We start from the raw sequence: 24,968 nt of genomic DNA, 5'->3' as shown, positions 1-24,968 counted from the left end.
AATGACGCTTGCTCACCAGCTCCCGAAGCTGGCGTCCGCCGGATTGGCGCGGTGGAGCGCGCGTTCCTTGCGCCGATAACCATGGCGCCGCCGCTTGACGAGCATCAGGCAAGGCCAGTCGTCCGTTCCCCCGCGTGCAAGAGGCCGAAAGCCATGGGCGCGATAGGCGGCGAGCACATCGTCCATCTGCCGCGTGATCAGCCCGGCCAGGATCAAATGGCCGCCCGGCGCGGTCGCCGCCGCAATATCGGGGGCGAGCGTGATAAGCGGCCCGGCCAATATATTGGCGATGACCAGATCATAGGGCGCGCGGTGGCGGATCGCCGGATGGTCGGTGCCCGGCGCCACAGCGAGCGCCAATTTGCCGCCGCAGCGTCCCAGCGGCACATGGTTCACCGCCGCATTGCCGCGCGTCACCGCGATGCTCGCCGGGTCGATATCCGACGCGATGGCGCGCGCACGCGGCCATAAGGCCAAGGCTGCGAAGGCGAGCAGCCCGGTGCCGGTGCCGATATCGGCGATATTGCGCGGCGCACCGCCCCGCCGGGCAAGCCGGTCGAGCATCGCAAGACATCCCGCCGTCGTATCATGCCCCCCGGTGCCGAATGCCTGGCTGGCGTCGATCAGAAAGGATGTGCTCCCCTCTGGAACCGCACCGGCATAGCTGCTGGTATGGACGAAAAAACGTCCAGCCTCGACTGGCTCCAGTCCCTGCTGCGACAGGGTGACCCAATCTTCCTCGGGCAATAGTTCGACAATGGGCTTGCGGCCCTTGGCGCTCGGCACGAGGCTTTGGATCAGCGCGAGCAGCGCCGCGTCTGGTTTGTCGTCCATATAGGCATCGAGCTGCCACAAGCCCTTCCCTTCGTTGATTTCGCGCGTGACGACCACCGGCGCATCGGGCCGCGCGTCGAGTTCGGGGATTTCGCCCGACAGCGCCTCGGCCTCATCGCGCGTGCAGGGGAGGGAGGCGATCCAGCTCATGGACGAGCCACCAAAAGGGCAGGATAGGCGCTGTGCCCCCGCGAAGGCGGGGGCCCGTCTTCTGCCGTGGAAATCGGCGACGCCGCATCATGGGTCCCCGCCTTTGCGGGGGCATAAGGCAAGCGCCGCTCAGCGCACATAGCTGGCGCCATTGATGTCGAGCACGGTGCCGGTCATCGACGGCGGCGCGTCGGTCGCGCACCAGCGCGCCATTTCGGCAACCTCGCCCGGCATGGCGACGCGGCCCAGCGGAATGTCGGCGAGCAACTTGTCGCCGCCCCGGCTCGCCATATATTCATCGGCCATGCCGGTCATGGTAAAGCCGGGGCAGATGGCAAAGGCGAGGATATCCTCCTTGGCATGGGCGCGGGCGATGGTCTTGGTCATCGCGACCATTCCGGCCTTGGACGCCGCATAATGCCAATGCGCGGGGCTGTCGCCGCGATAGGCGGCGCGGCTTGCGATATTGACGATCCGCCCTGGCAGGCCGGTCTCCTGCCAGTGCAGCACGGCGAGGCGGCAGAGCGCGGCGGCGGCGGTCAGGTTGATCTGCAGCGTGCGGTTCCAGCTTGCGAGCCACTCCGCGCCGTCGCTGCCGATGGGATTGGCCTCGAACACCCCGGCATTGTTGATCAGTACATCGATCCGCCCGTCGAGCCGGTCAAGGCTGTCCGCCCACAGCCGCGGCGGAACATCGGGATCGCCCAGATCGCCGTCGCTGCTCGACAGCGCGATGATGCGGTGATTTTGATGCGCGAGCGCTTCGGCAATGGCCGCGCCAATGCCGCGGCTCGCGCCGGTGATGAGGATATTGCGTTGCATGCGCCCGCCTTAACGGACGATGCGGCCCGCGCAAAGTCTGTGCCTCATGAAAGGCGATTCAGGCGACGCGGCGGCTGAATTCGCTCGCGGCCTTTTCGAGCGATTGCAGCCGCTCGCCCATTTTCAGAAATTCCTGGCTCAGCGTGCTGATCTCGCCCGCCACCGTACCCGAATCATTGCGGATGCTGGCGATGGTCGAGGACATGGAATCGGCGGCGAGCGCGGTTTCATCGACCGCGGCGGTGATCGATGTCACCGTCTGCGCCTGCGCATCCATCGCGTCGCGGATGCGCTGCGCCGATTCCTGCACCTCGATAATCGTCTGCTGGATCGACTGGTTGGCGCTGACCGATCCCTTGGTCGCTTGCTGGATTGCGGTGATCTTGCCGGCAATATCGTCGGTCGCCCGCGCGGTTTCATTGGCGAGGCTTTTGACCTCCTGCGCGACGACGGCAAAGCCGCGCCCCGATTCGCCCGCGCGCGCCGCCTCGATGGTGGCGTTGAGCGCCAGAAGATTGGTCTGCCCCGCAATTTCGCGGATCAGCCCCAAAATCGACTCGATCGATTCAGCGTGATGCGACAAGGTTTCGGACATGGCGACCGCTTCGCCCGCCTGTTCGGAGGCGCGGGTCGCGACCCCGGCGGAGGCTTCGACCTCGGTGCGTGCATCCTCGATGGCGCGGATCAGCCCGGCGGCGGTCGAGGCGGCCTCGCGCATCGCCATCGCCGACTGCTCGGAAGCCGCGGCGACTTCGCTCGTCTTGGCGATCATGCCCTTCGCGGCCTGATCGGCGGAAATCGCCTGCTCGGCGAGCTTCTGGCGCACGCCGTCGCAATCCTGCACCAAGGAGGCGATCGAATGGTCGAAATCGCGCGCCAGCGCCTGCCGCTCGCCCGAAATCACCGCGCGGTCGAGCTTTTCGGCATAGCGCTGCATGATATCCATTTCGAGCAGCGCGAGGCGGTTGAGCGCCCCCACCAGCCGCACGAGCCGCGGCACATCATCCCCGCACGCCTCGATAATATATTCCATCACGATGCGCTGGCTTTCGGCCATGCACGACATGACCGAGGCGAGCGGCAGTTTCACCCGCCGCGCCATATGCGCATTCTGGCAGGTGATGGTTGCGGCTTCCTGGCCATTGGCGTCGGCATATTTGGCGAAAGCGTGGCGCGCGCTGCCCTTGATATAGGATTGGAACAAATCGCCTTCGACCGGACGTTCGATCGAGGGCAGGGCGTTGAACGCCTCCCAATAGGCGCGCCCGACAACTTCCTCGCGGCCTGCGATAATCGCGTGAATTTCCGCTCCATTGGCGGCCAGCCGACCGTCAAGGTCGTAAAAGGAAAAACGATCCGCCATCAGCACCGGATCAATTTGTTGCCGCAAGATAGGATTAGCCTTCACCATCACATCACCCTCGCCCCACTCCGCTACAGGCCGGGCGCAGGAAAGGGCGCGCGCCCGCGTAGCGGACCGGCTATGCCGCGCCGTTGGTAAATTCGGCGTTAACTTAAAAAATGGCCGGTCGCATCAGCGCGGCGCGGTTGCGGTGATGGGATAGCCTTCGAAAGGCTTGATAGTGCGAAGCGCAAAGGCGCTGTGCATCGCCGCGACACCGGGCAGGCGCGACAGGCATTGGCGGTGCAGCCGGTCGAAATCGGCGACATGGCGCGCCGCGACGCGCAGCCGGTAATCGGCGGCGCCTGACAAAAGCTGGCATTCCAATATCTCGTCGAAACTTTTCACCGCCTCTTCAAAGGCGGCGAGCGCCTCCTCGCTTTGCGAACGCAGGCTGATGTCGACAAAGACATGAAGGCCAAGGCCGATGCGGTCGGGGTTGAGCCGCGCGCTATAACCCGCGATCACCCCCTCGGCCTCCAGCGCCCGGATGCGGCGATGACAGGCGGAAGGGGACAGGCCGACCTGTTCGCCCAGTTCGGCGGCGGCTCGAGGTCCGCCCTTTTGCAGCAGGTTGAGCAGCTTGGCATCGATTCGATCAAACATTACGCGCCATTAGGGTAATATGTGCAAGATTTGTGCATAAAAAATGCCATGGCGCGGTAAAATGCAAACACATGGCGCGCATTCACCCTTATATTTGTCCAAAGGCTCGGGACACCAAAAAACAGGGACATATTTGGGCTGTCGCGGGTATAATCAAACCAACCCCAGGAGAGCGCGGCCATGATCATCGGCACCCCCAAGGAAATCAAGAATCACGAATATCGCGTCGGTCTGACCCCCGAAAGCGCGCGCGAACTCACCGTTCACGGCCATGATGTGCTGGTCGAAACCGGCGCGGGCGAAGGTATTGGCGCGCATGACCGCTATTATGAGGAAGCCGGCGCGACGATCGTCGCCAGCGCCGAGGAAATTTTCGCGCGCTGCGACATGGTCGTCAAGGTGAAGGAGCCGCAGGCGGGCGAACGCGCGATGCTGCGCGAAGGACAGATACTCTACACCTATCTGCACCTTGCGCCCGATCCCGAACAGACGCGCGACCTCATGAAATCGGGCGCGATCTGCATCGCTTATGAAACGGTGACCAGCCCCTATGGCGGCCTGCCGCTGCTCAAACCGATGAGCCAGGTTGCGGGGCGCATGTCGATCCAGGCGGGCGCGACCGCGCTCGAAAAGGCGCATGGCGGACGCGGCGTATTGCTGGGCGGGGTGCCCGGTGTGGCACCCGCGAAGGTCTGCGTGATCGGCGGCGGCGTCGTCGGCTTCAACGCCGCGCAAATGGCGGCGGGGCTGGGCGCGGATGTCACCATCCTCGACCGCGATCCCGAAGTGCTCGAACGCGTCGGCACCTTCTTTGAATCACGCGCCAAGACGCGCTTTTCAAACAGCGCCAATCTCGCCGAATGCGTCGCCGAGGCCGATCTCGTTATCGGCGCGGTGCTGATTCCGGGGGCGGAGGCGCCCAAGCTTGTCACGCGCGAGATGCTGGGGACGATGCGCGCGGGCGCGGTGCTCGCCGATGTCGCCATCGACCAGGGTGGCTGTTTCGAAACCAGCCATCCCACGACCCACGCCGACCCGACCTATATCGTCGATGGCATTGTTCATTATGCGGTGGCGAACATGCCGGGCGCGGTCGCGCGCACCAGCACCTATGCGCTGAACAATGTCACCTTGCCCCATGCGCTGCGGATTGCCGACCTCGGCTGGAAGGAAGCGATGCGCCGCGACGTGCATCTTTCGCACGGACTGAACGTATGGAATGGTAAGGTGACGTTCGAAGCCGTAGCGGAAGCGATCGGAACCGACTATGTGCCTGTTGATCAGGCACTTGCCTGACCAACAGGACCAGAGAGACGATGACCGACCAAAATCCCCCTCCGCCCCATGATGACGATGAAAATGAAGTGCTGCGCGAAACCCGCGAAATGCGCGCGCAGCAACAGGCCGCTGCCGAAAGCGAAGCGGCGCGCGGCAAGGGCACAAAGCGCGGCGGATGGAAAGCCGCGGCGGGAATCGGCATTGGATCGGCCGCGGTGCTCGCCGCGCTTCTCTACGCGAGCCGCGACAAGAATAAATAGGTCGTTCCGCCCACGAGCGGCGTAGCCGTACAGCATGAGCAAGGGGCCGGGCGTTATGGACGACCGGCCCTTTTCGCTGGGCGGCGCTCCATCAATGCACTGGCGGATCGACCGGTGGCACCGCGCCGATGGGGGCGACCGGCTCGCCCGCCTCACGCGGGGGCAGGGCGTCGGGGGGAATGTCCGATATCTGCATCATCGGCGTCGATGCGTCGGCCAGATTGCGGACCGTGACGTTCAGGCCGCGCCGCGACACATCAATCTGGTTGAAACTGGGCGGGGTCGATCGCACCCGCTGCGACAGGGTTCCGGCGCCGATCATGCGGATCGGCCCGGCCAGCGTCTCTTTCCACAGGTCAAAGGCGTCATGGACATGGCCGGTCAGCACCGCTGCGACATTGCGCGCGGCGAGCTCGCACAGCGCATTTTCGCCGCCCCGCGTCAGCGCGCGGCCCTTGGTGCCCGCCTCGACCAGCGGGTGGTGGGCAGTGACCAGCGTGGTGGTCCCGGGGGGCAGCGCATCGATGGCGGCCAGCGTCTTGTCGAGCGCGCGCGGCGTCACGCGGCCCTTTGACCAGTCGAGCCGCCACTGCGCGCGCGCGGTGGTTTTCAGCGGCACGATGGCAAGGCCGGGAAAATCCAGCTCGCGTTCGACCAGCTGCTTGATGCGGCGGAAACGGCGATAGGGCCACAGGAAGCGCGCAAAGGGGTTGAAATAGGGCAGGTCATGATTTCCGACCTCGACCGTCACCGGAACGTCGAGCGTTTCGATCCAGTCGCAGGCGGCGGCAAATTCGCGGGACCGTGCGCGCATCGTCAGATCGCCCGTAATCAGCACCGCCGCCGGGCGTTCGCGCCGCACGCAGCCCGAAAACCATTGCAGCGCGGCCCTGTCCTCCAGCCCGAAATGCAAATCGCTGATATGGAAAAGACGCATCATGCCGTGTCCACGAAGTCGATCCGGCTCATTCCCAGCGCAAAACGGGCGGGCGAGGGGGTTTCATCGCGTTCGCCATCATATTCCAGGCTGATCGGCGCATTGCTTTCGATCAGGATCGTTTCGCCTTCGCCAATCCGTTCGCTGGGGCCATCGCGAAAATCGCCTTCCAGCCAGGCAAGACCATGGCGCAGCAGGTCGAGAGCATTGTCATGGCTGATGCCGTCGGCGACCAGTCCTGTCTCCGTCGGGGTCAGGATGATTGCGGGATAATTTTCGCTTTGCCCCGCCAGGCGCACCCCCGTTGCGCTCAGCATGTCGTCCAGCGCTTCGGCGGCTTCGCGGCCCGCCGCCATCAGCCCGTCGCGGCGCATTTTCTCCCGCACATCGGCCCAATGGGTGGCGGGTCCCGCCACGATGGTGATCAGCGCTTCGCGGTCCGCCGCGCGAATAACGGGAATGGGACGACGGCGCGCGGGGCGCGACAGCGCGTCGGCCACAATATCGGGCGCGGGCCGGTCGCCGTGGAGCTGCTTGGACAAGAGATTGAGCGTGCCGCCGGGAAGTGGCAGCAGCGCCCCCGACCAGCCGTCCACCGCCGCATAGGCGGCATTGATCGTCCCGTCGCCGGCCCAGACAAGCAGCAGATCGGCATCGACCCGGCGCAGCGCTCCCGCGTCGGGCAGCGACTGATCGGGCAGGGCAAAGGTGGCGACGAGCGGGGAGCCGAGCCGGATACAGGCTTGCTCGATGGCGGCGCGCACCTCGGGATCGTGGCTGCCGCTTTGGCCGTTGCAGAGGAGGGCGGGGCGCAGGAAAGAGGCGTGCATATACCTCCTACGCGCGGCGCGGAAAAAGGTGGCGCAAGAAAAGCAGGTGGGGAAGCGCTTGCCGCTGATCGGCGCCGCTTGTAGGGCAAAGGGGGCGGCCAGACCGCGCGGCGAAGGAAGAAGAATTGATCAAATTCCTGCTCGTGACGATCGTCCTGCTGATCGCGCTTGGCGGTGCGGCGCGGCTGCTCGTCGCGGGCGGCGCCAAATCGCTCGAAATGGCGGACCGGATTATCGGGCCGCGCGGAGGGGCGGGACTGCGCGTCGCTGATCAGCCCTATGGCCGCGAAGCGCGGCGCTTCCTCGATATATGGGCACCCGACAATGTGCAGGAGGGCGACCCGTTACCGGTGATCGTCTTTTTCTATGGCGGCGGCTGGGACAGCGGGCAGCGCGAATATTATGGCTTCATCGGCCGCGCGCTGGCGCGCGAAGGTTTCATGACCGTCATCCCCGATTATCGCCTCGTGCCGCAGGCGCATTGGCCCGATTTTCTGGAGGATGGCGCGGCGGCCATCGCCTGGACGCGCGCGCATGTCGGCGCCCTGGGCGGCGACCCCGACCGCATCGCGCTGATGGGCCATTCGGCGGGCGCCTATATCGCCGCGATGCTCGCGCTCGATCCGACATGGCTCCAGCGCGCCGGGAGCGACCCCGCCGATTTGCGCGGCGTCGCGGCGCTCGCCGGGCCTTATGATTTTTTGCCGATAAAAAGGGGCGACCGCGCGGACCGGGCGATGGGCCAGGTCCGCCCCGCCGAACGGACCCAGCCGGTCAGTTTCGCCCGCGGCGATGCGCCGCCTTTCTGGCTGGCGAGCGGCGAGGAGGATCGGACGGTGCGCCCGCGCAGCAGCCGTCAGCTCGCCGCCGCGATCCGGCGCGCGGGCGGTTCGGCGGTGCTGCGCCTCTATCCCCGGCTGGGCCATGCGGGCATCATTCTCGCCATGACCCGTCCCTTTCGCTTTCGCGCGCCGGTGCTGGCAGAGGTCAGCGATTTTCTGCGCGGCGTCACCGGGCGGCGGCTGGTCGCGGCGCGCGCGGCCCCTCCGGCGGCGGCGGCGCGCGAAAGCGCAGCCGAATGAGCGTCTCCCTGTCTGTGCCCATCCCTGCGATCATTTTGGCGGGAAGCCGCCCCGGCCCCGATCCGCTGCTCAGCGGCAGCGGTGCCGCGACCAAGGCGCTGCTTCGGGTCGCGGGCGCGCCGATGATCGTTCATGTCGTGCGTGCGCTGCGCGCCGCCCCCGAAATCGGCGCCATCCATATTCTGGCGCAGGACAGCGCTGCGCTCGCCGCCGAACCGGGCCTTGCCGATTTCGCCGATCTTCATTTCGCCACTTCGGGCGCGGGGATCAGCGCCTCGCTCGCCGCCGCGCTTCCCGATAATGACGATCCGCTGCTCGTCACCACCGCCGACAATGTGCTGCTGACCCCCGCGATGGTCGCCGAATTTTTGACGCGCGCGGCGGACAGCGATGTCGCGGTGGCGATGGTCGAGCGCGATGTGCTTCTCGCCCGCTATCCGCAATCGCGCCGCACCTGGCTCAAATTCCGGGGCGGCTGGTGGTCGGGCGCCAATCTCTTCCGCCTGCGCGGCCGCCGCGTCCTCCCCCTCCTCGACTTCTGGGGCAGGATTGAGCGCGACCGGAAAAAGGGGCTGAAGATCGTCGCCGCCTTTGGCCCCTGGCTGCTCTTGGGCGCGCTCTTTCGCCTCTTCACGATCCAACAGGGGGTGGCGCGCGCGGGACGGCGCTTTGGCCTCGACGCCCGCGTCGTGCCGATGCGCGCGCCCGAAGCCTGTATCGACGCTGACAAGCCCAGCGATATCGAATTGATCGAACGCATATTTGCCGCGCGGCGGTGAACAGCTATAGCGCTGCGACTATGAGCATTACCAAAGCCATCATCCTGTCTGCCGGGCAGGGCTCGCGCCTGCTCCCGCTGACGCGCGACATTCCCAAATGCCTGATCGAATTCGCCGGGCGCAGCCTCGTGAGCTGGCAAGTGGCTGCGCTCGTCGCCAATGGCATCAAGGATATTGTCATCGTCACCGGCTTTCGCACCGAACGGGTCGAGGATCATGCGCTGCAGCTTTACCGTGATACCGGCGCGCGGGTGCGGACGCTGTTCAATCCTTTCTTCCAGGTCGCCGACAATCTCGGCACTTGCTGGATCGCGCGCGAGGAAATGGACCGCGACTTCATCATCCTCAATGGCGACACCATCATTTCGGACGAAATTGTCGCGCGGCTGATTGAGGGCGCGGTCGAACCGATCACCGTCACCGTCGATGTCAAATCCGATTATGACGATGATGATATGAAGGTGAACCGCGATAGCGAGGGACGGCTCCACGCCATTGGCAAAAGGCTGTTGCCCCCCGACACCAATGCCGAATCGATCGGCATGCTGGCTTTCACCGGCGACGGCCCTGCGATTTTCCGCAACCAGATCGACCAGATGATGCGCACCCCCGACGGGGTCGAGCGCTGGTATCTGCGCGCCATCGACATCATCGCCAAGGGCAATCGCGTTGGCACCGTGTCGATCGAGGGAATGGGCTGGCAGGAGGTGGACTTCCCGCAGGATGTCGAGGCTGCCGAGGCGTTGACCGCGCGCTGGGCCGCCGAAGGCCGCTATACGAAATAGCTTTTGATCCAGGCTGTCATCGCTGCCTGTTGGTCCTCGTCCAGCTTTACCGCCTGCGCCAGATCGGGCGGCCCCGGCCAGCCGGCATCGGCGATGGTCAGCCCCGCGCCGCTGCGCGTCTCCTCATAACGGGGCAGGACGTGGAAATGGACATGCGGATCGACCATCATCAGCATCAGATAGTTGATCCGCGCATAATCGCTCGCCTGCCGCAGCGCCGCCTCAATCGCGGCGGTCACCTGCTTCAGCTCGGCATGGGCGGCGGCGGGCAGGTCGCCAAAGGCCGTCGCGTCCGATTTGGCCGCGAGCACCAGCGCGCCGAGCGTGGGCTGGGCCGGGCGCAGCAGCACCACCCAATGCTCATATTCGGCGATCAGCGTCGCCGGATAGCCGAATTTCTCCATGGTTGCGTTCATGCGGGCCTCCTATCCTCCATCCAGCTCACAATCGCTTCCCCGCGCCGCCGCGCGGCATAGGCCTGCGCCAGCCGCACGGCGTGCACGGCCAGCGAAATCACCGTCCACCATGCCAGCAGGATCAGGCCAATATCGGGCCGCCCGGCGAGCAGCGCGACGAACAGGATCAGCATATTGGGATTGCGCCGCGCGGTGATCAGGCGAAAGCGGCTGTCAAAACGCTGCCAGACATGGATGTCCATGCCGAAATCTTTGAGGAACAGCCCTTCGATCACCCGCTGGAGGATATAGCCCGCGATCACTGCGACCATCACCAGCAGGAAAGTCTGGCCGGGCAGGGCAAGGCCCCACGCCGCAAGACCGACCCCCCAGAAATACCACCAGAAGGGCGGATGGATCAGGTCGACGCCATGGTCGGCGACATTGCCCCATTTGGACGAGGTGATGGTGCATCGCGCGAGCTTTCCATCGACCGTGTCGAGCACCATGAAGACAAAGCCCGCGAGCATCCCCGCCCCGAACTGCCCCTGTGAAAACAGCCAGGTTGCATAAAGACACAGCGTCGCGCCAATGGCAGTGACCAGATTGGGGGTCATGCCGATCCGCGCCGCCCCGCGCGTCAGCCACAACGCCAGTTCGGGCCACAGATATTTGGTGAGCAGATCGGTCACCCCCTTATACGCGCCGAAATAGCTTTTCCGTTCGATTTCCCGCCGTGTGTCGGGGGCCAGCTGCTCGATAAAGGGGCAGTCGAGCTTGCGAAGCTGGCGATTGTAAATCTGCGGCTGATCCCGATAGTCGAGCCGGGTCACCCCGTCGCTTCCTCCCGCCGCGTCCAGCGCGTCAGGGGTCTTTCCGCCGGTCAAATGCGCAAGCACCAGCGCATCGCCATCGGTCACAATCATATCAGGGTGAGCGATAATATGGCGCAACCACAGCGGATCAAAAACATAGGCCAGATTGACAAACAATCGCGCCCCCTCGCCCAGCTTGTCCGCCGCCCCTTCGGCACGCACCAGCCGCCGCACCCGCTCGGCATTGGTCATGCCCCAAATGGGAGTGGCATTGTCGCCGATGAGGGTGAGGAAAGAAGCTGTGTCGGTCATGGCTTATCGCTCTTATCGTTTGGCCGGTTCATTGCAAGAAAGCCAAAATGGCCTCCGCGCCGCGCGCTGCCGCTCCGGCGGGATTGCCGCCGATCGATTCATATAATCGCTGCTGCTGGGCGCTGACATAGGCGGCATGGCGGGCGGGTGCTGCGTCGAGTGCTGCTTCCAGCCCCCCCAGATCGCCCAGAACATCGCCGAGCGTCCAGAAAAGATAATCGGGATCGTCGCGCCATGCCACGCCATGGGCGTTGAGGAACAGGCAGGGGCGCGGGGTCGCCAGAAATTCATACACCTGGCTGCTGACATCGCCGATATAAAGATCGGCCCCGGCGGTATAGCTCATGTCGAAGAGCCGATCGGATCCTAGATCGACGAAGACCTTGCCCTTTATGGCGAGCGCCTCGACCGCCGCGCGCTGCGCCGCGCTGGCTTCGGCAAACAGGCGGACATGCGGCGCGACGACCAGATTATAACGCTCCTGCGCCGCGAACCAGGCGATCAGACCGGTGCCGAACCGATCCCAGGAGGAAAGCGAACGGCGAAAATGCGGCGCATAAAGCACCGTTGGCCGATCATTGTCGAACAGGGGCGCGCGGCTGCGCTGCATGCGCGCCATCAAGTCGAGCTTTACATAGCCATTGACCGCATAGGCGCCGGGCCGGATGGTTCCGGCCTCCAGCAGCCGCTTTTCGCTTTTCTCCCCCGCAACCAGCACAAAGTCGAAATGACGGTCGCGCGGATCGAGCATGATCGCCCGGTCGCCCGCGCCATGCGGGGTGAAGATCAACCGCGTGCGGCCCGGTAGAAAATGGCGGATCGCGGTCGTCGTGCGTTCGGGAACGATAATCGCATCGAACCGGCGCAGCAGCGGCAGCGCGCCGACCAGCATCGGCAGGCGCGGATTGCGGACCAGTCCTGCGGCGCGCAGCCAATGCGCAGGGCCGCGCTCTCCGAGCAGGTGGATGCGGGGCGCAAAGCCGGGATAGAGGGCGGCGACCTGTTCGATCATGCGCAAATGGTCGCGGCTCGCGACCGCCACTTCGACTCGCTGGCCCGCTGCGTTCATTTCGGCGGCAATGGGAAGCGCGTGGAAAATCTGATGCGGCTCGCCGATGAAAAGGAAGAGGATGCGCGTCATCTCTCGGCTCCGGCCTTTGCTCCGGCATCGGCGCGTTCAAAATCGACCAGCCGCCAGCCTTCGCGCGCGGCGATGCGCGCGAGCTTGTCGCCGCGCCCGATCAGCCACGCCTCATCGGCCAGAGCAAAGGTCGGGGCGTCGCTCGGATGGTCCGAATAAAAGCGGATATGGCGCGGCGCGTCGGGAACATTGGCGGCCAGCCATTCGGCGACCCGCCGTGTTTTTTCGGGGCCATAGCAATTGGGACCATCGAGCGCGGGCAGCCAATGGCCCTTGTCATCGCGGCGATGGCGGGACGCCAGCAGGGCGTCAAACCCCAGGGCATTTGCGATGGCGGCGGCGTAAAATTCGGGTGCGGCGGTGGCCATCACCAGCCCATAGCCTTCGGCCCGGTCGCGCGAAAGCGCCGCGCGAGCGCCCGGCGGCACATCGGCGGGCACACGCCACGCGGCAAAGCGCGCGGCTAGGTCGGCGGCGCGCGCTTCGCTCATGGACGATCCGAGCATCAGGCGAATGGCGAACGGCTTGAACCGCGCGCGCCCGAACAGATGCAGCGCATGGCCGAGGCCAGCGAGCAGCAGGAGCGGCAGCAGCAAGAGGCGCCAAGGCGCACCTGTCCAAGCGGCCCACAGCAGGAACAGGGTGAAGGTGGGGCGCCGCAGTAAGGTGCGGTCGAGATCATAAATGGCGATGCGGGCCGGGGCGTTCATGCGGGCGCCTTTTTGAACAGGTGCAGGCGGCGGCCGGTCTTGCCGAGCGAAGCGCGATCGGCATGGGGCAGGGCAAAGCGCATCGACGACCAGATGGCGATCAGGGCGATGAGCGTAATCAGGGGCAGCGCTGCCGCGTCGGGCAAATGGCTCGCGCCTAGCGCCGCCGCGCCGCCGCACAGGGTGATGGCGCCCCCGCGCAGTGCCACGGCGGCAAAGTCGTGGTCAAAGGGCATCAGCTTTTCGGTCGCCAGCAGCAACAGCGCTGGAATGGCCGCCATGACGATCAATCCGCACGCCATGGCCAGCGTCACCCCCGTCAGCGGATCGAGATGGCCGACCGCCAGCGCGCCGACCGCCAGCGCCGCGCCAACGCCGAACAGGCTGGCGGTGAGTTGATGATGGAGCGCCGCGACGCTTTGCAGCACGGGCACCGAAATGCCGAGCACTGCTTCGCCAGCGCGGGCGAATAACAGGATGATAAGCGCGGCCTGCGCGATATGCGCCTCTGGCCCGAACAGGCCCAGCAGCGGCGCGCTGCCTGCCGCCAGCACAGCGGCGAGCGGCAGGGCGATGGCGGTGATCAGCCGCGTGGCATAGGCATAGATTTCCGCGACCTGTTTCCGCTCGGTGCTTTCGGCGCTCGCCGCCAGCGGCGCCATGACATAGGTGAAGGCGATGCGGACAAGCTGGACGACGCTCGACAGCTTGCGGGCGATGGTGAACAGCCCCGCCGCCTTGGCCCCCGCCGCACCGGGCAGCAACATGTTGAGGATCAGCGTCGGCGCATCGCCGAACAGGCGCGCGATGATGTTGGAGGGCAGCACCGACAGCCCCGCCCAGAAAGTGTGGCGCGCCACCGGATTGCCGCGTGGGGTTCGCAGCATGGCCGACAGGCTGTAATAACGCCCCAGCATCCGCAGCGAGAGCAGCGCGGTCACGCCGAGCGAACAAAGATGCGCGAGCAAAAGCCCGGTGAGGCCCAGCCCCGCAAAATAGAAAAGCACCGCAAAGACCAGCCGCAAAATCTGTTCCCACAGGATTCGCAGCCGGATTTCGGGGCCAAAGGCCATGCGCGCGCGCATCGCCGATGTCGCAATTTCGACAAAGGCCCATAAAGGCAGCGCCCAGACGAAAATGCGGATGGCGGGGATCAGCAGCGGCTGGTCCTGCTGCGCGACATTGAGCAGCGGCGCGAGGTCGGCGGCGAAATAGGCGATAGCACCCGCGACGATCAGGCAGGGGCCGACCCCGAAGAACAGCGCGGTGCGCAGCGCCGCTGCCGCATCCGCATCGCTTGCCGAACGCGGGACGGTGCGCTGCATGGCGCTGGTCATGCCGAGATCGAAGATATTTTCGATCAGATTCACCGCCGCCCACAGGACGGAGTAGAGCCCATAACCGGCGAGGCCGAACATCAGCACATAGAGCGGCTGCGCGACGATTTCGACGACGGCACCCAGCCGCGCGAGCACCGTTGTGCCCAACCCGCGCGCGACGTGGCGGCTGGTGATGGGGGGGCGGGCGTTTTCTTCGCTCATCAACCGGGCACCTAGCGCCTGCGCGCGGCCGAGGGAAGCGCAATCCCCGCGTCCACGGACCAGCGTCCGAAGCGAAAAAGGAAGGAAAATCTCCGCCCCTCCCCCTTGTCGTTGCCCGAAATCGGGTCTAGTCAGCGGCGCAATTGCATAGGAGCGTAAGCAATGGCCGAATTCCGCCTGCCCAAGAACAGCCGCCCGCAGAAAAAGGGCAAGATCCACAAGGCCGAGGGCGCGGCGAACGTCAAATCGTTCAAAGTTTATCGTTACGATCCCGACAGCGGGGAAAATCCGCGCTTCGACACGTTCGAGATCGACACCGACAAATGCGGGCCGATGGTGCTCGACGCGCTGATCAAGATGAAGAGCGAGCAGGACAGCTCGCTGACCTTCCGCCGCTCGTGCCGCGAAGGCATTTGTGGCAGCTGTTCAATGAACATGAACGGCAAGAACGGCCTCGCCTGCACCACCGCCATCGAGGAATTGAAGGGCGATATCACCATCACCCCGCTGCCCGCGATGGATGTGATCAAGGATCTGGTGCCCGACTTCACTCATTTTTACGCCCAATATGCGTCGATCGAACCTTGGCTCAAGACCAAGACCCCGACGCCGAGTGGCAAGGAACGCTTGCAGTCGCCCGCCGAACGCGAAAAGCTCGATGGGCTTTATGAGTGCATCCTGTGCGCCTGTTGCTCGACGAGCTGTCCCAGCTATTGGTGGAACAGCGACAAGTTTCTTGGCCCCGCCATTTTGCTTCAGGCTTATCGCTGGCTCGCCGACAGCCGCGATGAAATGACCGGCGAACGGCTCGATGAGCTGGAAGATCCCTTCCGCCTCTATCGCTGCCACACGATCATGAACTGCGCCAATGCCTGCCCCAAGGGGCTGAATCCGGCGCGCGCCATCGCCGAAATCAAGAAGATGGAGGCCGAGCGGCAGGTCTGATGGCTTGCGCCAGTAACGGCAGCGACCGCTCCGCCTTCGCGGGATGAACAGCCATGAATGATCGCCCCGAAGAGCCGAAGCGGCGCGATAATTTCAGCGCCGAGCTGCTGGGCGATGGCTGGGTGAGCTGGAACCTCAAGGACCCGTCGCGCTTCAACGCGCTCATCGAACCCCTGTCGGTGCGGCTCGAGACGCCGACCCCCGATGGCCGTCCGCGCGCGCGGGTGCGGATGGTGCCAGAGCGGCAGCACAGCAATTTGGGCGATAATGTCCATGGCGCAGTCAGTCTTGCGCTGGTCGATGTCGCGCTCTTCGCCGCCTCGCACCAATTCGGGTCGCTGGATGCGGGCCATTCGGTGACGCTCGACCTGTCGACGCAATTTGTCGGCGCGGGTCGTGTCGGCGAACCGCTCGACGCTGTTGTCGAACTGGTGCGTGAAACCGGGCGGCTGGTCTTTCTGCGCGGGCTGGTCGTGCAGGGCGCCGATGATGCGCATATTGTGCTGAGCTTTGCAGGCACGATCCGCAAGGGCGGCGGCAAGGCAAAGCCGCCCAGCGACCAACCCGCCGGGGCCTGACTCGCTTGACCCTGCTTGCTCAATATGACGCGCTCGTCGCTGCCGGGGAGCTTCGGCCCGACCCCGAACAGCGCGCTGCCGCCGAGCGGCTGGACCAGCTCCAGCGCGAGCTCGAAGCAACCCCACCGCGCGGCAGCCTGCTCTGGCGCATCACTGGGCGCAAACCGCCGTCGCCGCGCGGCGTCTATATGTGGGGCGCGGTCGGGCGCGGAAAGTCCATGTTGATGGACCTTTTCTATGAAGCGCTGAATATTCAGCGCAAAAAGCGCGTCCACTTCCACGCCTTCATGCTCGATGTTCATGCGCGCATCCGGGAAGCACGCAAGAGCGAAAGCGGCGATCCCATCCCGCAGGTCGCCGCTGCGCTCGTCGAAAATGTCCGCTGCCTTGCCTTTGACGAAATGGTGGTGAACAACAGCGCCGATGCGATGATCCTCTCGCGCCTGTTCACCGCGCTCATCGAGCAGGGAGTGACTGTGGTGGCGACGTCGAACCGGCCGCCTGCCGATCTTTACAAGGACGGGCTCAACCGCGAACATTTCCTGCCCTTCATCGCACTGATCGAGGATCGGCTCGACGTGCTGGGGCTGAACGGCCCCGTTGATTATCGCCGCGACCGGTTGGGCGATGGCGCCCGCTGGTTCGTTCCCGCCGATGATGCGGCGACCGAGGCGTTGTCGGCGGCCTTTTTCCGCCTCACCGACTATCCGCCGGAAGACCGTGCCAACGTCCCCTCGTTCGACCTCGACGTCGGCGGCGGACGCATGCTCCATGTGCCCAAGGCGCTCAAAGGTGTTGCGGTCTTTTCCTTCAAGCGCCTCTGCGGTGAAGCGCGCGGGGCGACCGACTATCTGGCCGTCGCGCGCCATTTCCACAGCGTCATCATCGTCGGCATTCCGCGCATGGGCCCGGAAAACCGCAACGAAGCCGCGCGTTTCGTCACGCTGATCGACGCGCTTTACGAATATAAGGTCAAGCTGCTCGCCAGCGCCGCGGCGCCGCCCGATCAGCTTTATGTCGCGGGCGATGGCGCCTTTGAATTTGAACGCACGGCCAGCCGTCTCGCCGAAATGCAGTCGGATGATTATCTCGCGCTAGGCCATGGCCAGGAGGACGCCGCCGGCGACCTTCCCCCAGCGTGACGTGTTCAGCGTGACATAAATGATGCTGCGGATATAGCCGACCTCGTGGCGCAAATGTCCCCAGGCTTGCTGCGCCACGCGGCGCCATGTTCGCAAGGGACGCGGTCCCGGCACGGTAATGGGGGCCGGGGCACCGGGGGGCGGCGCCAGATCGGCAAATCCGCCGCTCGACAGGCGCGGATCCTCGGCCACCGCGCGGCACAAAGCGTCCATGCGGGTAATGGCGAGGCCATTGGGCGCTTCGCGGTCGCGGCTCAGCAATTCGAAACTGTGACTGAAGGCGGAAAACTGCACTGCGCCGCGCCGCGCCGCATGATCCAGCGCGTCGCGCATTTCCTCCTGCGACATGGCGCATAGCTGGGCGGGGCGAAACCGGCCGGCGCGTTCCATCAATCCGCTGACGGGCACTTCGACCACGCCATGATGGTCGCGCATTCCCATATTCTTGCTGTCGAGCCCGATGCCGCAGCCTTGGCCGACATAGGCGGCGTTGAAACTGCTGTCATAGCGAAAGCCGAGCGCGGCGAGCGCGCGCAGCGTATCGTCAGTGGCGCCGAAATTACCCGCGCGAAAGGCGGTGGGCGTCGGGGCGCCCGCGCGTACCAGCATGTCGCGGGCAAGGCCGATCAGCTTTTTCTGCGCGGCCAGCGGAAAATCACCGATGTTGCGCCCGGTCAGCTTTCCGACCGGGTTGAAACGTGCAAAGGCCAGCCATTCGGTGTGGATATGCAGCTGCACCTCATGTCCGCGTGCCACGATGGGCGCGACAATGTCGCGGATCACGCTGGGGCCATAGACCAGTGCGGGCATGGGGTCGACGAAGTAAACGCCCTTCAGCCCATGGCGCTCCAGCATATCCATCTGGAAACTTATGCCGAAATCGCCTTCGCGGCAGCGGCCGAGGATCGAGCTTTCGAAATTGGCGCGCGCATCGGCGCCGCGCTGGAACAGCCCGGCGGATAATTCGGTGTCAAAACTGATGATGGCCCGTGTCACGCGGTGTTCATACTCGCTGCCCCATAAAGGAATATTAATTGGTCTGACCAATTATAACGCGGCCTCCGAGACGGGCGATAGCCTTGCCTCCGCGGAGCATATCTGCCCCTCATCGGCACAATCTGCTCTTTTATCGCTATTGCAAACTATTTGCAGAAAAACCCGCTTTTTCCGGCTTTTTGGCGGTTGTTTCGGGTAAGGAATCGGCGTAGGGGGTCGTCAAGTCTTGGGATCGACAAGGGGCTTTGGCCCGTGCCCCTGCCGGTCTGGAACCAAATTGCCGGGCTTGCCAGGAAGGGAGTGCCGCGCGCCATGGGACGCAAAAAGATCGCTTTGATCGGAGCCGGGAATATCGGCGGAACGCTGGCGCTGCTCGCCGCGCAGAAGGAATTGGGCGACGTTGTCCTGTTCGACGTCGTCGAAGGCGTGCCGCAGGGCAAGGCACTCGACCTGTCGCAGGTCGGCCCGATCGCGGGCTTTGACGCGAAGATTACCGGATCGAACGATTACAAGGACATTGCGGGCGCCGACGTCATCATCGTCACCGCCGGTGTCGCGCGCAAGCCGGGCATGAGCCGCGACGATTTGCTCGGCATCAACCTGAAGGTCATGAAGGCTGTCGGCGAAGGCATCAAGGCGAACGCCCCCGACGCCTTTGTCATCTGCATCACCAACCCGCTCGACGCGATGGTCTGGGCGCTGCGCGAATTTTCGGGCCTGTCGCACAACAAGGTCGTCGGCATGGCGGGCGTGCTCGACAGCGCGCGCTTCAGCCACTTCATCGCCGACGAATTCGACGTGTCGGTGAAGGATGTGAATACCTTCGTGCTCGGCGGCCATGGCGACACGATGGTCCCCGTCGTCCGCTATTCGACCGTCAATGGCATTCCGGTGCCCGATTTGGTCAAGATGGGCCTGTCGTCGCAGGACAAGATCGACGCGATCGTCAAGCGCACCCGCGGCGGCGGCGGCGAAATCGTTGCGCTGCTCGGCACCGGTTCGGCTTTCTATGCGCCTGCCGCTTCGGGCATCGCGATGGCCGAAGCTTACCTCGGCGACCAGAAGCGCATCCTTCCCTGCGCCGCCTATGTTGATGGCCAGTATGGCGTCGACGGCCTCTATGTCGGCGTGCCGGTGATGATCGGCGCTGGCGGCGTCGAGAAGATCGTCGAGATCGAGCTCGACGACGCCGACAAGGCGGGCCTGCAGGTCTCGGTCGACGCGGTCAAGGAACTGCTCGACGCGTGCAAGAAGCTGGACCCCAGCCTCGCTTAACAAGCGGGGGCACACGGAAACGGAAGTAGAGTTATGAGCATTCTCATCGACAAGAATACCAAGGTCATCACCCAGGGGATGACCGGTGCCACCGGCACTTTCCACACCGAACAGGCGCTTGCCTATGGCACGCAGATGGTCGGCGGCGTGACGCCGGGCAAGGGCGGCACCCAGCACATCGGTCTGCCGATGTTCAACACTGTTGCCGAGGCCAAGGCGACGACGGGCGCGACCGCAAGCTGCATCTATGTGCCGCCGCCCTTCGCTGCCGACTCGATCCTTGAGGCGATTGATGCCGAAATGGAGCTCATCGTCGCGATCACCGAGGGCATTCCGGTGCTCGACATGGTGAAGGTGAAGCGCGCGCTTTCGGGTTCGAAATCGCGGCTGATCGGCCCCAACTGCCCCGGCGTGCTGACCCCCGATGAATGCAAGATCGGCATCATGCCCGGCAGCATCTTCAAAAAGGGCAGCGTCGGCGTCGTTTCGCGCTCGGGCACGCTCACCTATGAAGCCGTGTTCCAGACCTCGAACGTCGGCCTTGGCCAGACGACGGCGGTCGGCATTGGCGGCGACCCGGTCAATGGCACCAACTTCATCGACGTGCTCGAGCTTTTCCTTGCCGACGATGAGACCCAGTCGATCATCATGATCGGCGAAATCGGCGGCGATGCCGAGGAGCAGGCGGCGCAGTTCCTGATCGACGAAGCCAAGCGCGGCCGCAAAAAGCCGATGGTCGGCTTCATCGCAGGTCGCACTGCGCCTCCGGGCCGCCGCATGGGCCATGCCGGCGCTATCGTCTCGGGCGGCAAGGGCGATGCCGAAAGCAAGATCGCGGCGATGGAAGCTGCGGGCATTACCGTTTCGGCGAGCCCGTCCGAACTTGGCACCACGCTGGCCGAGGTGCTGAAGGAGCGGGTGTGAGCCATCCCATCTCTTGGCCGCCGGAGTGCCGGGCAGCGAAATGGTGCAGGCTGATGTCTCCATCATCGCCCAGCCCGTCAGGGCGGATGAAAGAGAGCTGATAATGGCATTTCCGGATCTGTCCTTTCAATGGTCAGCCGGAATTGCCAGGCAGCATAGGGACGCGCAGATTCCGACCATTCATAGCGAGCATGCCTATGGCGGGGCGCTGAACCATATGTTCAGCAATTCAGCCTATTGGGCATGCTCTGATCCCCCAGGAGACGGCTTCGCGCTTACAGCGGGGCCCGGTGAGTATGTATCATGACCCTCGAACGACAAGATTTCGACGTCGATGAAGTGCAGCAAGGCCCCAGCTGGGCGCCGAAGAGCTGGCCGCTGATCGACACGGACGATTGGACTGCGGCGCTCGATCCGCAGCAGATGCAGGTCGCGGTCAAGGCCCCCGCCGCGAAGGCGGGCGCGCCGCTGTCTGACGCCGAAGTCGAACGTGCGGCCAATGATTCGATCCGCGCGATGATGCTCATCCGCACTTATCGTGTGCGCGGCCATCTCGCGGCGCAGCTCGATCCGCTCGGCTTGACGAAGCGCGAACAGCCCGCCGATCTCACGCCCGAATATCACGGCTTTGCCGGCGCCGACCAGGATCGCCCCGTCTATCTGGGCGGCGCGCTCGGTCTTGAACGCGCGACGGTGCGCGAGATTGTCTCGATCCTGCGCGCCAATTATTGCGGCCATGTCGGCCTTGAATATATGCACATCGCCGATGTCGAGGAACGCCGCTTCCTTCAGGACCGGATGGAGGGCCCCGACAAGCGCGTCGAATTCACCAAGGAAGGCAAGCAGGCCATCCTCAAGAAGGTGATCGACGCCGAGGAATGGGAAAAATTCCTCGCCAAAAAATATGTCGGCACCAAGCGTTTCGGCCTCGACGGCGGCGAAGCGATGATCCCCGCGATGGAAGCGATCATCAAATATGGCGGCCAGTACGGCGTGCGCGAAATCGTCTATGGCATGGCGCACCGCGGGCGGCTCAACATGCTCGCCAATGTGATGGCCAAACCCTATCACGTCATTTTTCACGAATTTCAGGGCGGCAGCGCAAACCCCGACGATGTCGGCGGGTCGGGCGACGTCAAATATCACCTCGGCACCTCGACTGACCGCGAATTTGACGGGGTCAGCGTCCATATGTCGCTGACCCCCAATCCTTCGCATCTGGAGGCGGTCGATCCGGTCGTGCTCGGCAAGGCGCGCGCGCAGCAGGTGCACCGCGACGATCTTGCCAAGCACGAACAGGTGCTCCCGGTCCTCATCCACGGCGACGCCGCCTTTGCGGGGCAGGGCATTGTCTGGGAATGCCTCGGCTTTTCGGGCGTTCCCGGTTACAATACCGGCGGCTGCATCCACTTCATCGTTAACAACCAGATTGGTTTCACTACGAGCCCACAATTTGCCAGATCGTCCCCCTATCCGTCGGATGTGGCAAAGGGCGTTCAGGCGCCGATCCTGCACGTCAATGGCGATGATCCCGAAGCGGTAACCTTTGCGTGCAAGCTCGCGATCGATTTTCGCCAGCAGTTCAAGCGCGATATCGTCATCGACATGTGGTGCTATCGCCGCTTCGGCCATAATGAAGGCGACGAGCCGGGCTTTACCCAGCCGCTGATGTACAAGGAAATCCGCAAGCATCCGCGCGTCAGCGAATTGTTCGGCGCCCGGCTGGTGGACGAAGGCGTGATCGACGCCGATTTTGCCGATCAGCATCGCGCGGAATTCATTGCCCATCTGGAGGATGAGTTCAAACTCGGCGCCAATTACAAGCCCAACAAGGCTGACTGGTTCGCAGGCCGCTGGTCCGGGCTTTACGCGCCCAAGGACGGCGAGAATGCCCGTCGCAATGTCGAATCGGGAGTGGAGCGCAAATTGTTCGACGCGGTCGGCCGTGCGATCACGACGATCCCCGACGATGTCGATGTCCACAAGACGCTCCGCCGTGTGATCGACGCGCGCGCCTCCATGTTCAAGACGGGTGAGAATTTCGACTGGGCGACCGGCGAAGCTCTCGCCTTTGGCACCTTGCTCAGCGAAGGCTATCAGGTCCGCCTGTCGGGCCAGGATTCGGGGCGCGGCACCTTCAGCCAGCGTCATGCCGTCTGGGTCGACCAGACGACCGAGGAAAAATATGTGCCGCTCAAAACCCTGCCGCATGGCCGGTTCGAGGTGCTCGATAGCCCCTTGTCCGAATATGGCGTGCTCGGTTTTGAATATGGCTATGCCATGGCCGATCCCAAAAGCTTGGTGTTGTGGGAAGCGCAGTTCGGCGATTTTGCCAATGGCGCGCAGATCATGATCGACCAGTTCATCGCCAGCGGCGAAGCCAAATGGCTGCGCGCCAACGGCCTCGTGCTGTTGCTCCCGCACGGTTATGAAGGGCAGGGGCCGGAGCATAGCTCGGCGCGCCTCGAACGTTTCCTGCAGCTTTGCGCGGGCGACAACATTCAGGTGTGCAACATCACCACCCCGGCCAATTATTTCCACGTGCTGCGCCGCCAGATGCTCCGCGACTTCCGCAAGCCGCTGATCATCATGACGCCCAAGTCGCTGCTCCGCCACAAGCTGGCGGTCAGCAGCCGCGAGGAATTTCTGGGCGACAGCCACTTCATGCGGATCAAGTCCGACATGACGCCCCCTGCCGATGAAAAGATCAAGCGCCTCGTCCTTTGCTCGGGCAAGGTCGCCTATGATTTGATGGAGGCGCGCGACAGCGCGGGGCTCGACGATGTCAGCATCGTGCGGATTGAACAGCTTTATCCCTTCCCGGGCGAAGCGCTGGCGGTGCGGCTCAAGCGGATGAAAAATCTCGAAACCGTCGTCTGGGCGCAGGAGGAACCGCGCAACAATGGCGCCTGGTTCTTTGTCGAGGAGCTGATCGAGGAATCGCTGAACGACGCCGGGCACAAGGGCATGCGTCCGCGCTATGCGGGGCGCAACGCCGCCGCATCGCCCGCGACCGGCCTGATGAGCCGCCACCAGACCGAGCAGGCGGCGCTGGTCGCCGATGCGCTCGGCCTTAATGTTCGCGCGGAAATCCGCCGCACCAAGAATAAAGCCTGATTGCCGAGGAACTGATTATGAGCACCGAAGTCAAAGTCCCCACCCTGGGCGAAAGCGTGACCGAAGCCACCATCGGCGAATGGCTGAAGCAGCCGGGCGACGCGGTCGCCGTCGATGAACCCATTGCCAGCCTGGAAACCGACAAGGTCGCGGTCGAGGTTCCCTCGCCCGTCGCCGGCGTCATGGGGCAGCAGATTGTTGCCGTTGGCGATACGGTGAATGTCGGCGCAGTCATCGCGACGATTGAAGCCGGTAATGGAAAGGCTGCCGCTCCCGCAGCCGCCCCTGCCGCCAAGGCCGAAGCCGCCGCCCCCGCATCCGCTGCGGCCAGCGAAGCCAGCGTTGATACGGTGACGACCATGTCGCCCGCAGTGCGCCGCCTCGTCCTCGAGCATGGCCTCGACCCCACGAAGATCAAGGGCAGCGGCAAGGATGGCCGCCTGACCAAGGAAGATGTGCTGGCCGCCGCCAATAATGCGCCCGAGGCTGCCGCTGCGCCCGCGGCCAAAGCGGCCGACGCCCCCGCCGCGGCCTCTGCCGCGCCGGGCCGCCAGGAAGAGCGCGTCAAGATGACCCGCCTGCGCCAGACCATCGCCAAGCGGCTCAAGTCCGCGCAGGACACGGCGGCGATGCTGACCACTTTCAATGACGTCGACATGTCGGCGGTGATTGAGGCGCGCACCCGCTACAAGGATCTGTTCGAAAAGAAGCATGGCGTGCGCCTCGGCTTCATGGGCTTTTTCACCAAGGCGGCCTGCCTCGCGCTCAAGGATATTCCGGCGGTCAACGGCCAGATCGACGGCGATGAAATCGTCTATCATAATTATATGGACATTTCGGTCGCGGTCAGCGGCCCCAGCGGCCTGGTCGTTCCGGTCATCCGCAACGCCGAAGCGCTGAGCTTTGCCGAGATTGAAAAGACGATCGGCGATTTCGGCAAGCGCGCCAAGGAAGGCAAGCTGACGATGGACGATATGTCCGGCGGCACCTTCACCATTTCGAACGGCGGCGTTTTCGGATCGCTGATGTCGACCCCGATCATCAACCCGCCGCAGTCGGCGGTGCTGGGTCTCCACCGCATCGAGGACCGTGCCGTGGTGGTGAACGGCGAGGTCGTCGTGCGTCCGATGATGTATCTGGCGCTCAGCTATGATCACCGCCTGATCGACGGCCGCGAAGCGGTGACCTTCCTCAAGACGATCAAGGAAGCGATCGAGGACCCGACGCGGCTGCTGATTGATTTGTAACGTGAACGACGAACTCAATCCCCCTTGGCTAGCTTTTACCGAGATTCCGGCGGGGTCAGTTGGCT

At 64.3% G+C, this 24,968-nt stretch carries 24 protein-coding genes; 12 read left to right on the top strand and 12 right to left on the bottom strand.

The features are described from left to right. Window positions 1–12 precede the first annotated feature (12 nt). The 4 genes from JV18_RS0107285 to JV18_RS0107270 form a co-directional block, all read right to left on the bottom strand. Window positions 13–984, bottom strand: coding sequence for a 50S ribosomal protein L11 methyltransferase (locus JV18_RS0107285; RefSeq protein WP_033073988.1), 972 nt, complete (start codon window positions 982–984; stop codon window positions 13–15). 129 nt (window positions 985–1,113) lie between these two features. Continuing rightward, entirely contained in the window at window positions 1,114–1,806 is a 693-nt protein-coding gene (locus JV18_RS0107280; RefSeq protein ID WP_033073987.1) for an SDR family NAD(P)-dependent oxidoreductase, read from the bottom strand. Window positions 1,807–1,864: 58 nt separating this feature from the next. After that, entirely contained in the window at window positions 1,865–3,217 is a 1,353-nt protein-coding gene (locus tag JV18_RS0107275) for a methyl-accepting chemotaxis protein (protein ID WP_033073986.1), read from the bottom strand. A gap of 123 nt (window positions 3,218–3,340) precedes the next feature. Then, window positions 3,341–3,814 carry an Lrp/AsnC family transcriptional regulator gene (locus JV18_RS0107270; protein WP_033073985.1) on the bottom strand — a complete coding sequence of 158 codons (474 nt, stop codon included), beginning with the start codon at window positions 3,812–3,814 and terminating at the stop codon, window positions 3,341–3,343. Between the two features lie 180 nt (window positions 3,815–3,994). Between JV18_RS0107270 and ald the strand changes: the two genes are divergently transcribed. Together ald and JV18_RS0107260 are read left to right on the top strand one after the other, a co-directional pair. After that, window positions 3,995–5,110 carry an alanine dehydrogenase gene (gene ald / locus JV18_RS0107265; RefSeq protein WP_033073984.1) on the top strand — a complete coding sequence of 372 codons (1,116 nt, stop codon included), beginning with the start codon at window positions 3,995–3,997 and terminating at the stop codon, window positions 5,108–5,110. 20 nt (window positions 5,111–5,130) lie between these two features. Then, entirely contained in the window at window positions 5,131–5,352 is a 222-nt protein-coding gene (locus JV18_RS0107260) for a hypothetical protein (RefSeq protein ID WP_033073983.1), read from the top strand. A gap of 91 nt (window positions 5,353–5,443) precedes the next feature. Here JV18_RS0107260 and JV18_RS0107255 read toward each other — a convergent pair whose 3' ends face one another. Continuing rightward, entirely contained in the window at window positions 5,444–6,292 is an 849-nt protein-coding gene (locus JV18_RS0107255; RefSeq protein WP_033073982.1) for a metallophosphoesterase family protein, read from the bottom strand. After that, entirely contained in the window at window positions 6,289–7,119 is an 831-nt protein-coding gene (locus tag JV18_RS0107250) for a diacylglycerol/lipid kinase family protein (protein WP_033073981.1), read from the bottom strand. The genes JV18_RS0107255 and JV18_RS0107250 overlap by 4 nt, the downstream gene beginning before the upstream one ends. A gap of 125 nt (window positions 7,120–7,244) precedes the next feature. Here JV18_RS0107250 and JV18_RS0107245 point away from each other — a divergent pair, with 125 nt between their 5' ends. Genes JV18_RS0107245 through JV18_RS0107235 form a run of 3 tightly spaced genes read left to right on the top strand, consistent with a single transcriptional unit; the run spans window position 7,245 to window position 9,765 of the window. Continuing rightward, window positions 7,245–8,201: an alpha/beta hydrolase gene (locus tag JV18_RS0107245; RefSeq protein ID WP_052071806.1), complete on the top strand. Its 957-nt coding sequence runs from the start codon at window positions 7,245–7,247 to the stop codon at window positions 8,199–8,201. Further along, entirely contained in the window at window positions 8,198–8,980 is a 783-nt protein-coding gene (locus tag JV18_RS0107240) for a nucleotidyltransferase family protein (RefSeq protein WP_033073980.1), read from the top strand. The genes JV18_RS0107245 and JV18_RS0107240 overlap by 4 nt, the downstream gene beginning before the upstream one ends. 20 nt (window positions 8,981–9,000) lie before the next feature. Then, the gene (locus JV18_RS0107235) at window positions 9,001–9,765 is read left to right on the top strand and encodes a phosphocholine cytidylyltransferase family protein (protein WP_033073979.1); all 765 of its coding nucleotides are present in this window, start codon (window positions 9,001–9,003) and stop codon (window positions 9,763–9,765) included. Here the strand turns inward: JV18_RS0107235 and JV18_RS0107230 are convergent. Genes JV18_RS0107230 through JV18_RS0107210 form a run of 5 tightly spaced genes read right to left on the bottom strand, consistent with a single transcriptional unit; the run spans window position 9,753 to window position 14,679 of the window. Then, a complete protein-coding gene (locus JV18_RS0107230) occupies window positions 9,753–10,181 on the bottom strand; it encodes an HIT family protein (protein WP_033073978.1) in 429 nt (142 codons plus the stop codon). The two genes, JV18_RS0107235 and JV18_RS0107230, sit on opposite strands and share 13 nt — an antisense overlap. After that, window positions 10,178–11,287 (bottom strand): CDP-alcohol phosphatidyltransferase family protein, encoded by a 1,110-nt coding sequence (locus JV18_RS0107225; RefSeq protein WP_033073977.1) that lies wholly within the window; start codon window positions 11,285–11,287, stop codon window positions 10,178–10,180. The genes JV18_RS0107230 and JV18_RS0107225 overlap by 4 nt, the downstream gene beginning before the upstream one ends. A gap of 28 nt (window positions 11,288–11,315) precedes the next feature. Continuing rightward, window positions 11,316–12,428, bottom strand: a complete 1,113-nt coding sequence (locus JV18_RS0107220; RefSeq protein ID WP_033073976.1) for a hypothetical protein — start codon at window positions 12,426–12,428, stop codon at window positions 11,316–11,318. Then, complete coding sequence (locus JV18_RS0107215; protein WP_033073975.1) at window positions 12,425–13,138, bottom strand: HAD family hydrolase; 714 nt, start codon at window positions 13,136–13,138, stop codon at window positions 12,425–12,427. Before JV18_RS0107215 ends, JV18_RS0107220 begins: the two co-directional genes overlap by 4 nt. After that, entirely contained in the window at window positions 13,135–14,679 is a 1,545-nt protein-coding gene (locus tag JV18_RS0107210) for a lipopolysaccharide biosynthesis protein (protein ID WP_033073974.1), read from the bottom strand. The genes JV18_RS0107215 and JV18_RS0107210 overlap by 4 nt, the downstream gene beginning before the upstream one ends. Before the next feature lie 162 nt (window positions 14,680–14,841). Here JV18_RS0107210 and JV18_RS0107205 point away from each other — a divergent pair, with 162 nt between their 5' ends. Genes JV18_RS0107205 through zapE form a run of 3 tightly spaced genes read left to right on the top strand, consistent with a single transcriptional unit; the run spans window position 14,842 to window position 17,344 of the window. Continuing rightward, complete coding sequence (locus tag JV18_RS0107205; protein WP_033073973.1) at window positions 14,842–15,624, top strand: succinate dehydrogenase iron-sulfur subunit; 783 nt, start codon at window positions 14,842–14,844, stop codon at window positions 15,622–15,624. A 53-nt stretch (window positions 15,625–15,677) separates the two neighbouring features. Further along, window positions 15,678–16,202: a PaaI family thioesterase gene (locus JV18_RS0107200; protein WP_052071805.1), complete on the top strand. Its 525-nt coding sequence runs from the start codon at window positions 15,678–15,680 to the stop codon at window positions 16,200–16,202. Between the two features lie 11 nt (window positions 16,203–16,213). Then, window positions 16,214–17,344 (top strand): cell division protein ZapE, encoded by a 1,131-nt coding sequence (zapE, locus tag JV18_RS0107195; RefSeq protein ID WP_200879110.1) that lies wholly within the window; start codon window positions 16,214–16,216, stop codon window positions 17,342–17,344. Here zapE and JV18_RS0107190 read toward each other — a convergent pair. Continuing rightward, a complete protein-coding gene (locus JV18_RS0107190; protein ID WP_033073971.1) occupies window positions 17,297–18,340 on the bottom strand; it encodes a polysaccharide deacetylase family protein in 1,044 nt (347 codons plus the stop codon). The two genes, zapE and JV18_RS0107190, sit on opposite strands and share 48 nt — an antisense overlap. Window positions 18,341–18,652: 312 nt before the next feature. Between JV18_RS0107190 and mdh the strand changes: the two genes are divergently transcribed. The 4 genes from mdh to odhB all read left to right on the top strand — a co-directional run bounded on the left by mdh (window position 18,653) and on the right by odhB (window position 24,903). Continuing rightward, window positions 18,653–19,615 (top strand): malate dehydrogenase, encoded by a 963-nt coding sequence (gene mdh, locus JV18_RS0107185; protein ID WP_033075078.1) that lies wholly within the window; start codon window positions 18,653–18,655, stop codon window positions 19,613–19,615. A 33-nt stretch (window positions 19,616–19,648) separates the two neighbouring features. Next, window positions 19,649–20,539, top strand: coding sequence for a succinate--CoA ligase subunit alpha (sucD, locus tag JV18_RS0107180; protein ID WP_033073970.1), 891 nt, complete (start codon window positions 19,649–19,651; stop codon window positions 20,537–20,539). Window positions 20,540–20,842: 303 nt separating this feature from the next. Next, window positions 20,843–23,656 carry a 2-oxoglutarate dehydrogenase E1 component gene (locus JV18_RS0107170; protein WP_033073968.1) on the top strand — a complete coding sequence of 938 codons (2,814 nt, stop codon included), beginning with the start codon at window positions 20,843–20,845 and terminating at the stop codon, window positions 23,654–23,656. Window positions 23,657–23,673: 17 nt separating this feature from the next. Beyond that, window positions 23,674–24,903 (top strand): 2-oxoglutarate dehydrogenase complex dihydrolipoyllysine-residue succinyltransferase, encoded by a 1,230-nt coding sequence (gene odhB, locus JV18_RS0107165; RefSeq protein WP_033073967.1) that lies wholly within the window; start codon window positions 23,674–23,676, stop codon window positions 24,901–24,903. Window positions 24,904–24,968 lie beyond the last annotated feature (65 nt).

It is taken from the genome of Sphingopyxis sp. MWB1, assembly GCF_000763945.1.
Classification (GTDB): Bacteria; Pseudomonadota; Alphaproteobacteria; order Sphingomonadales; family Sphingomonadaceae; genus Sphingopyxis.
Note: the sequence above shows the minus strand (reverse complement) of the source record. Positions and strands in the feature narration are given on the sequence as shown.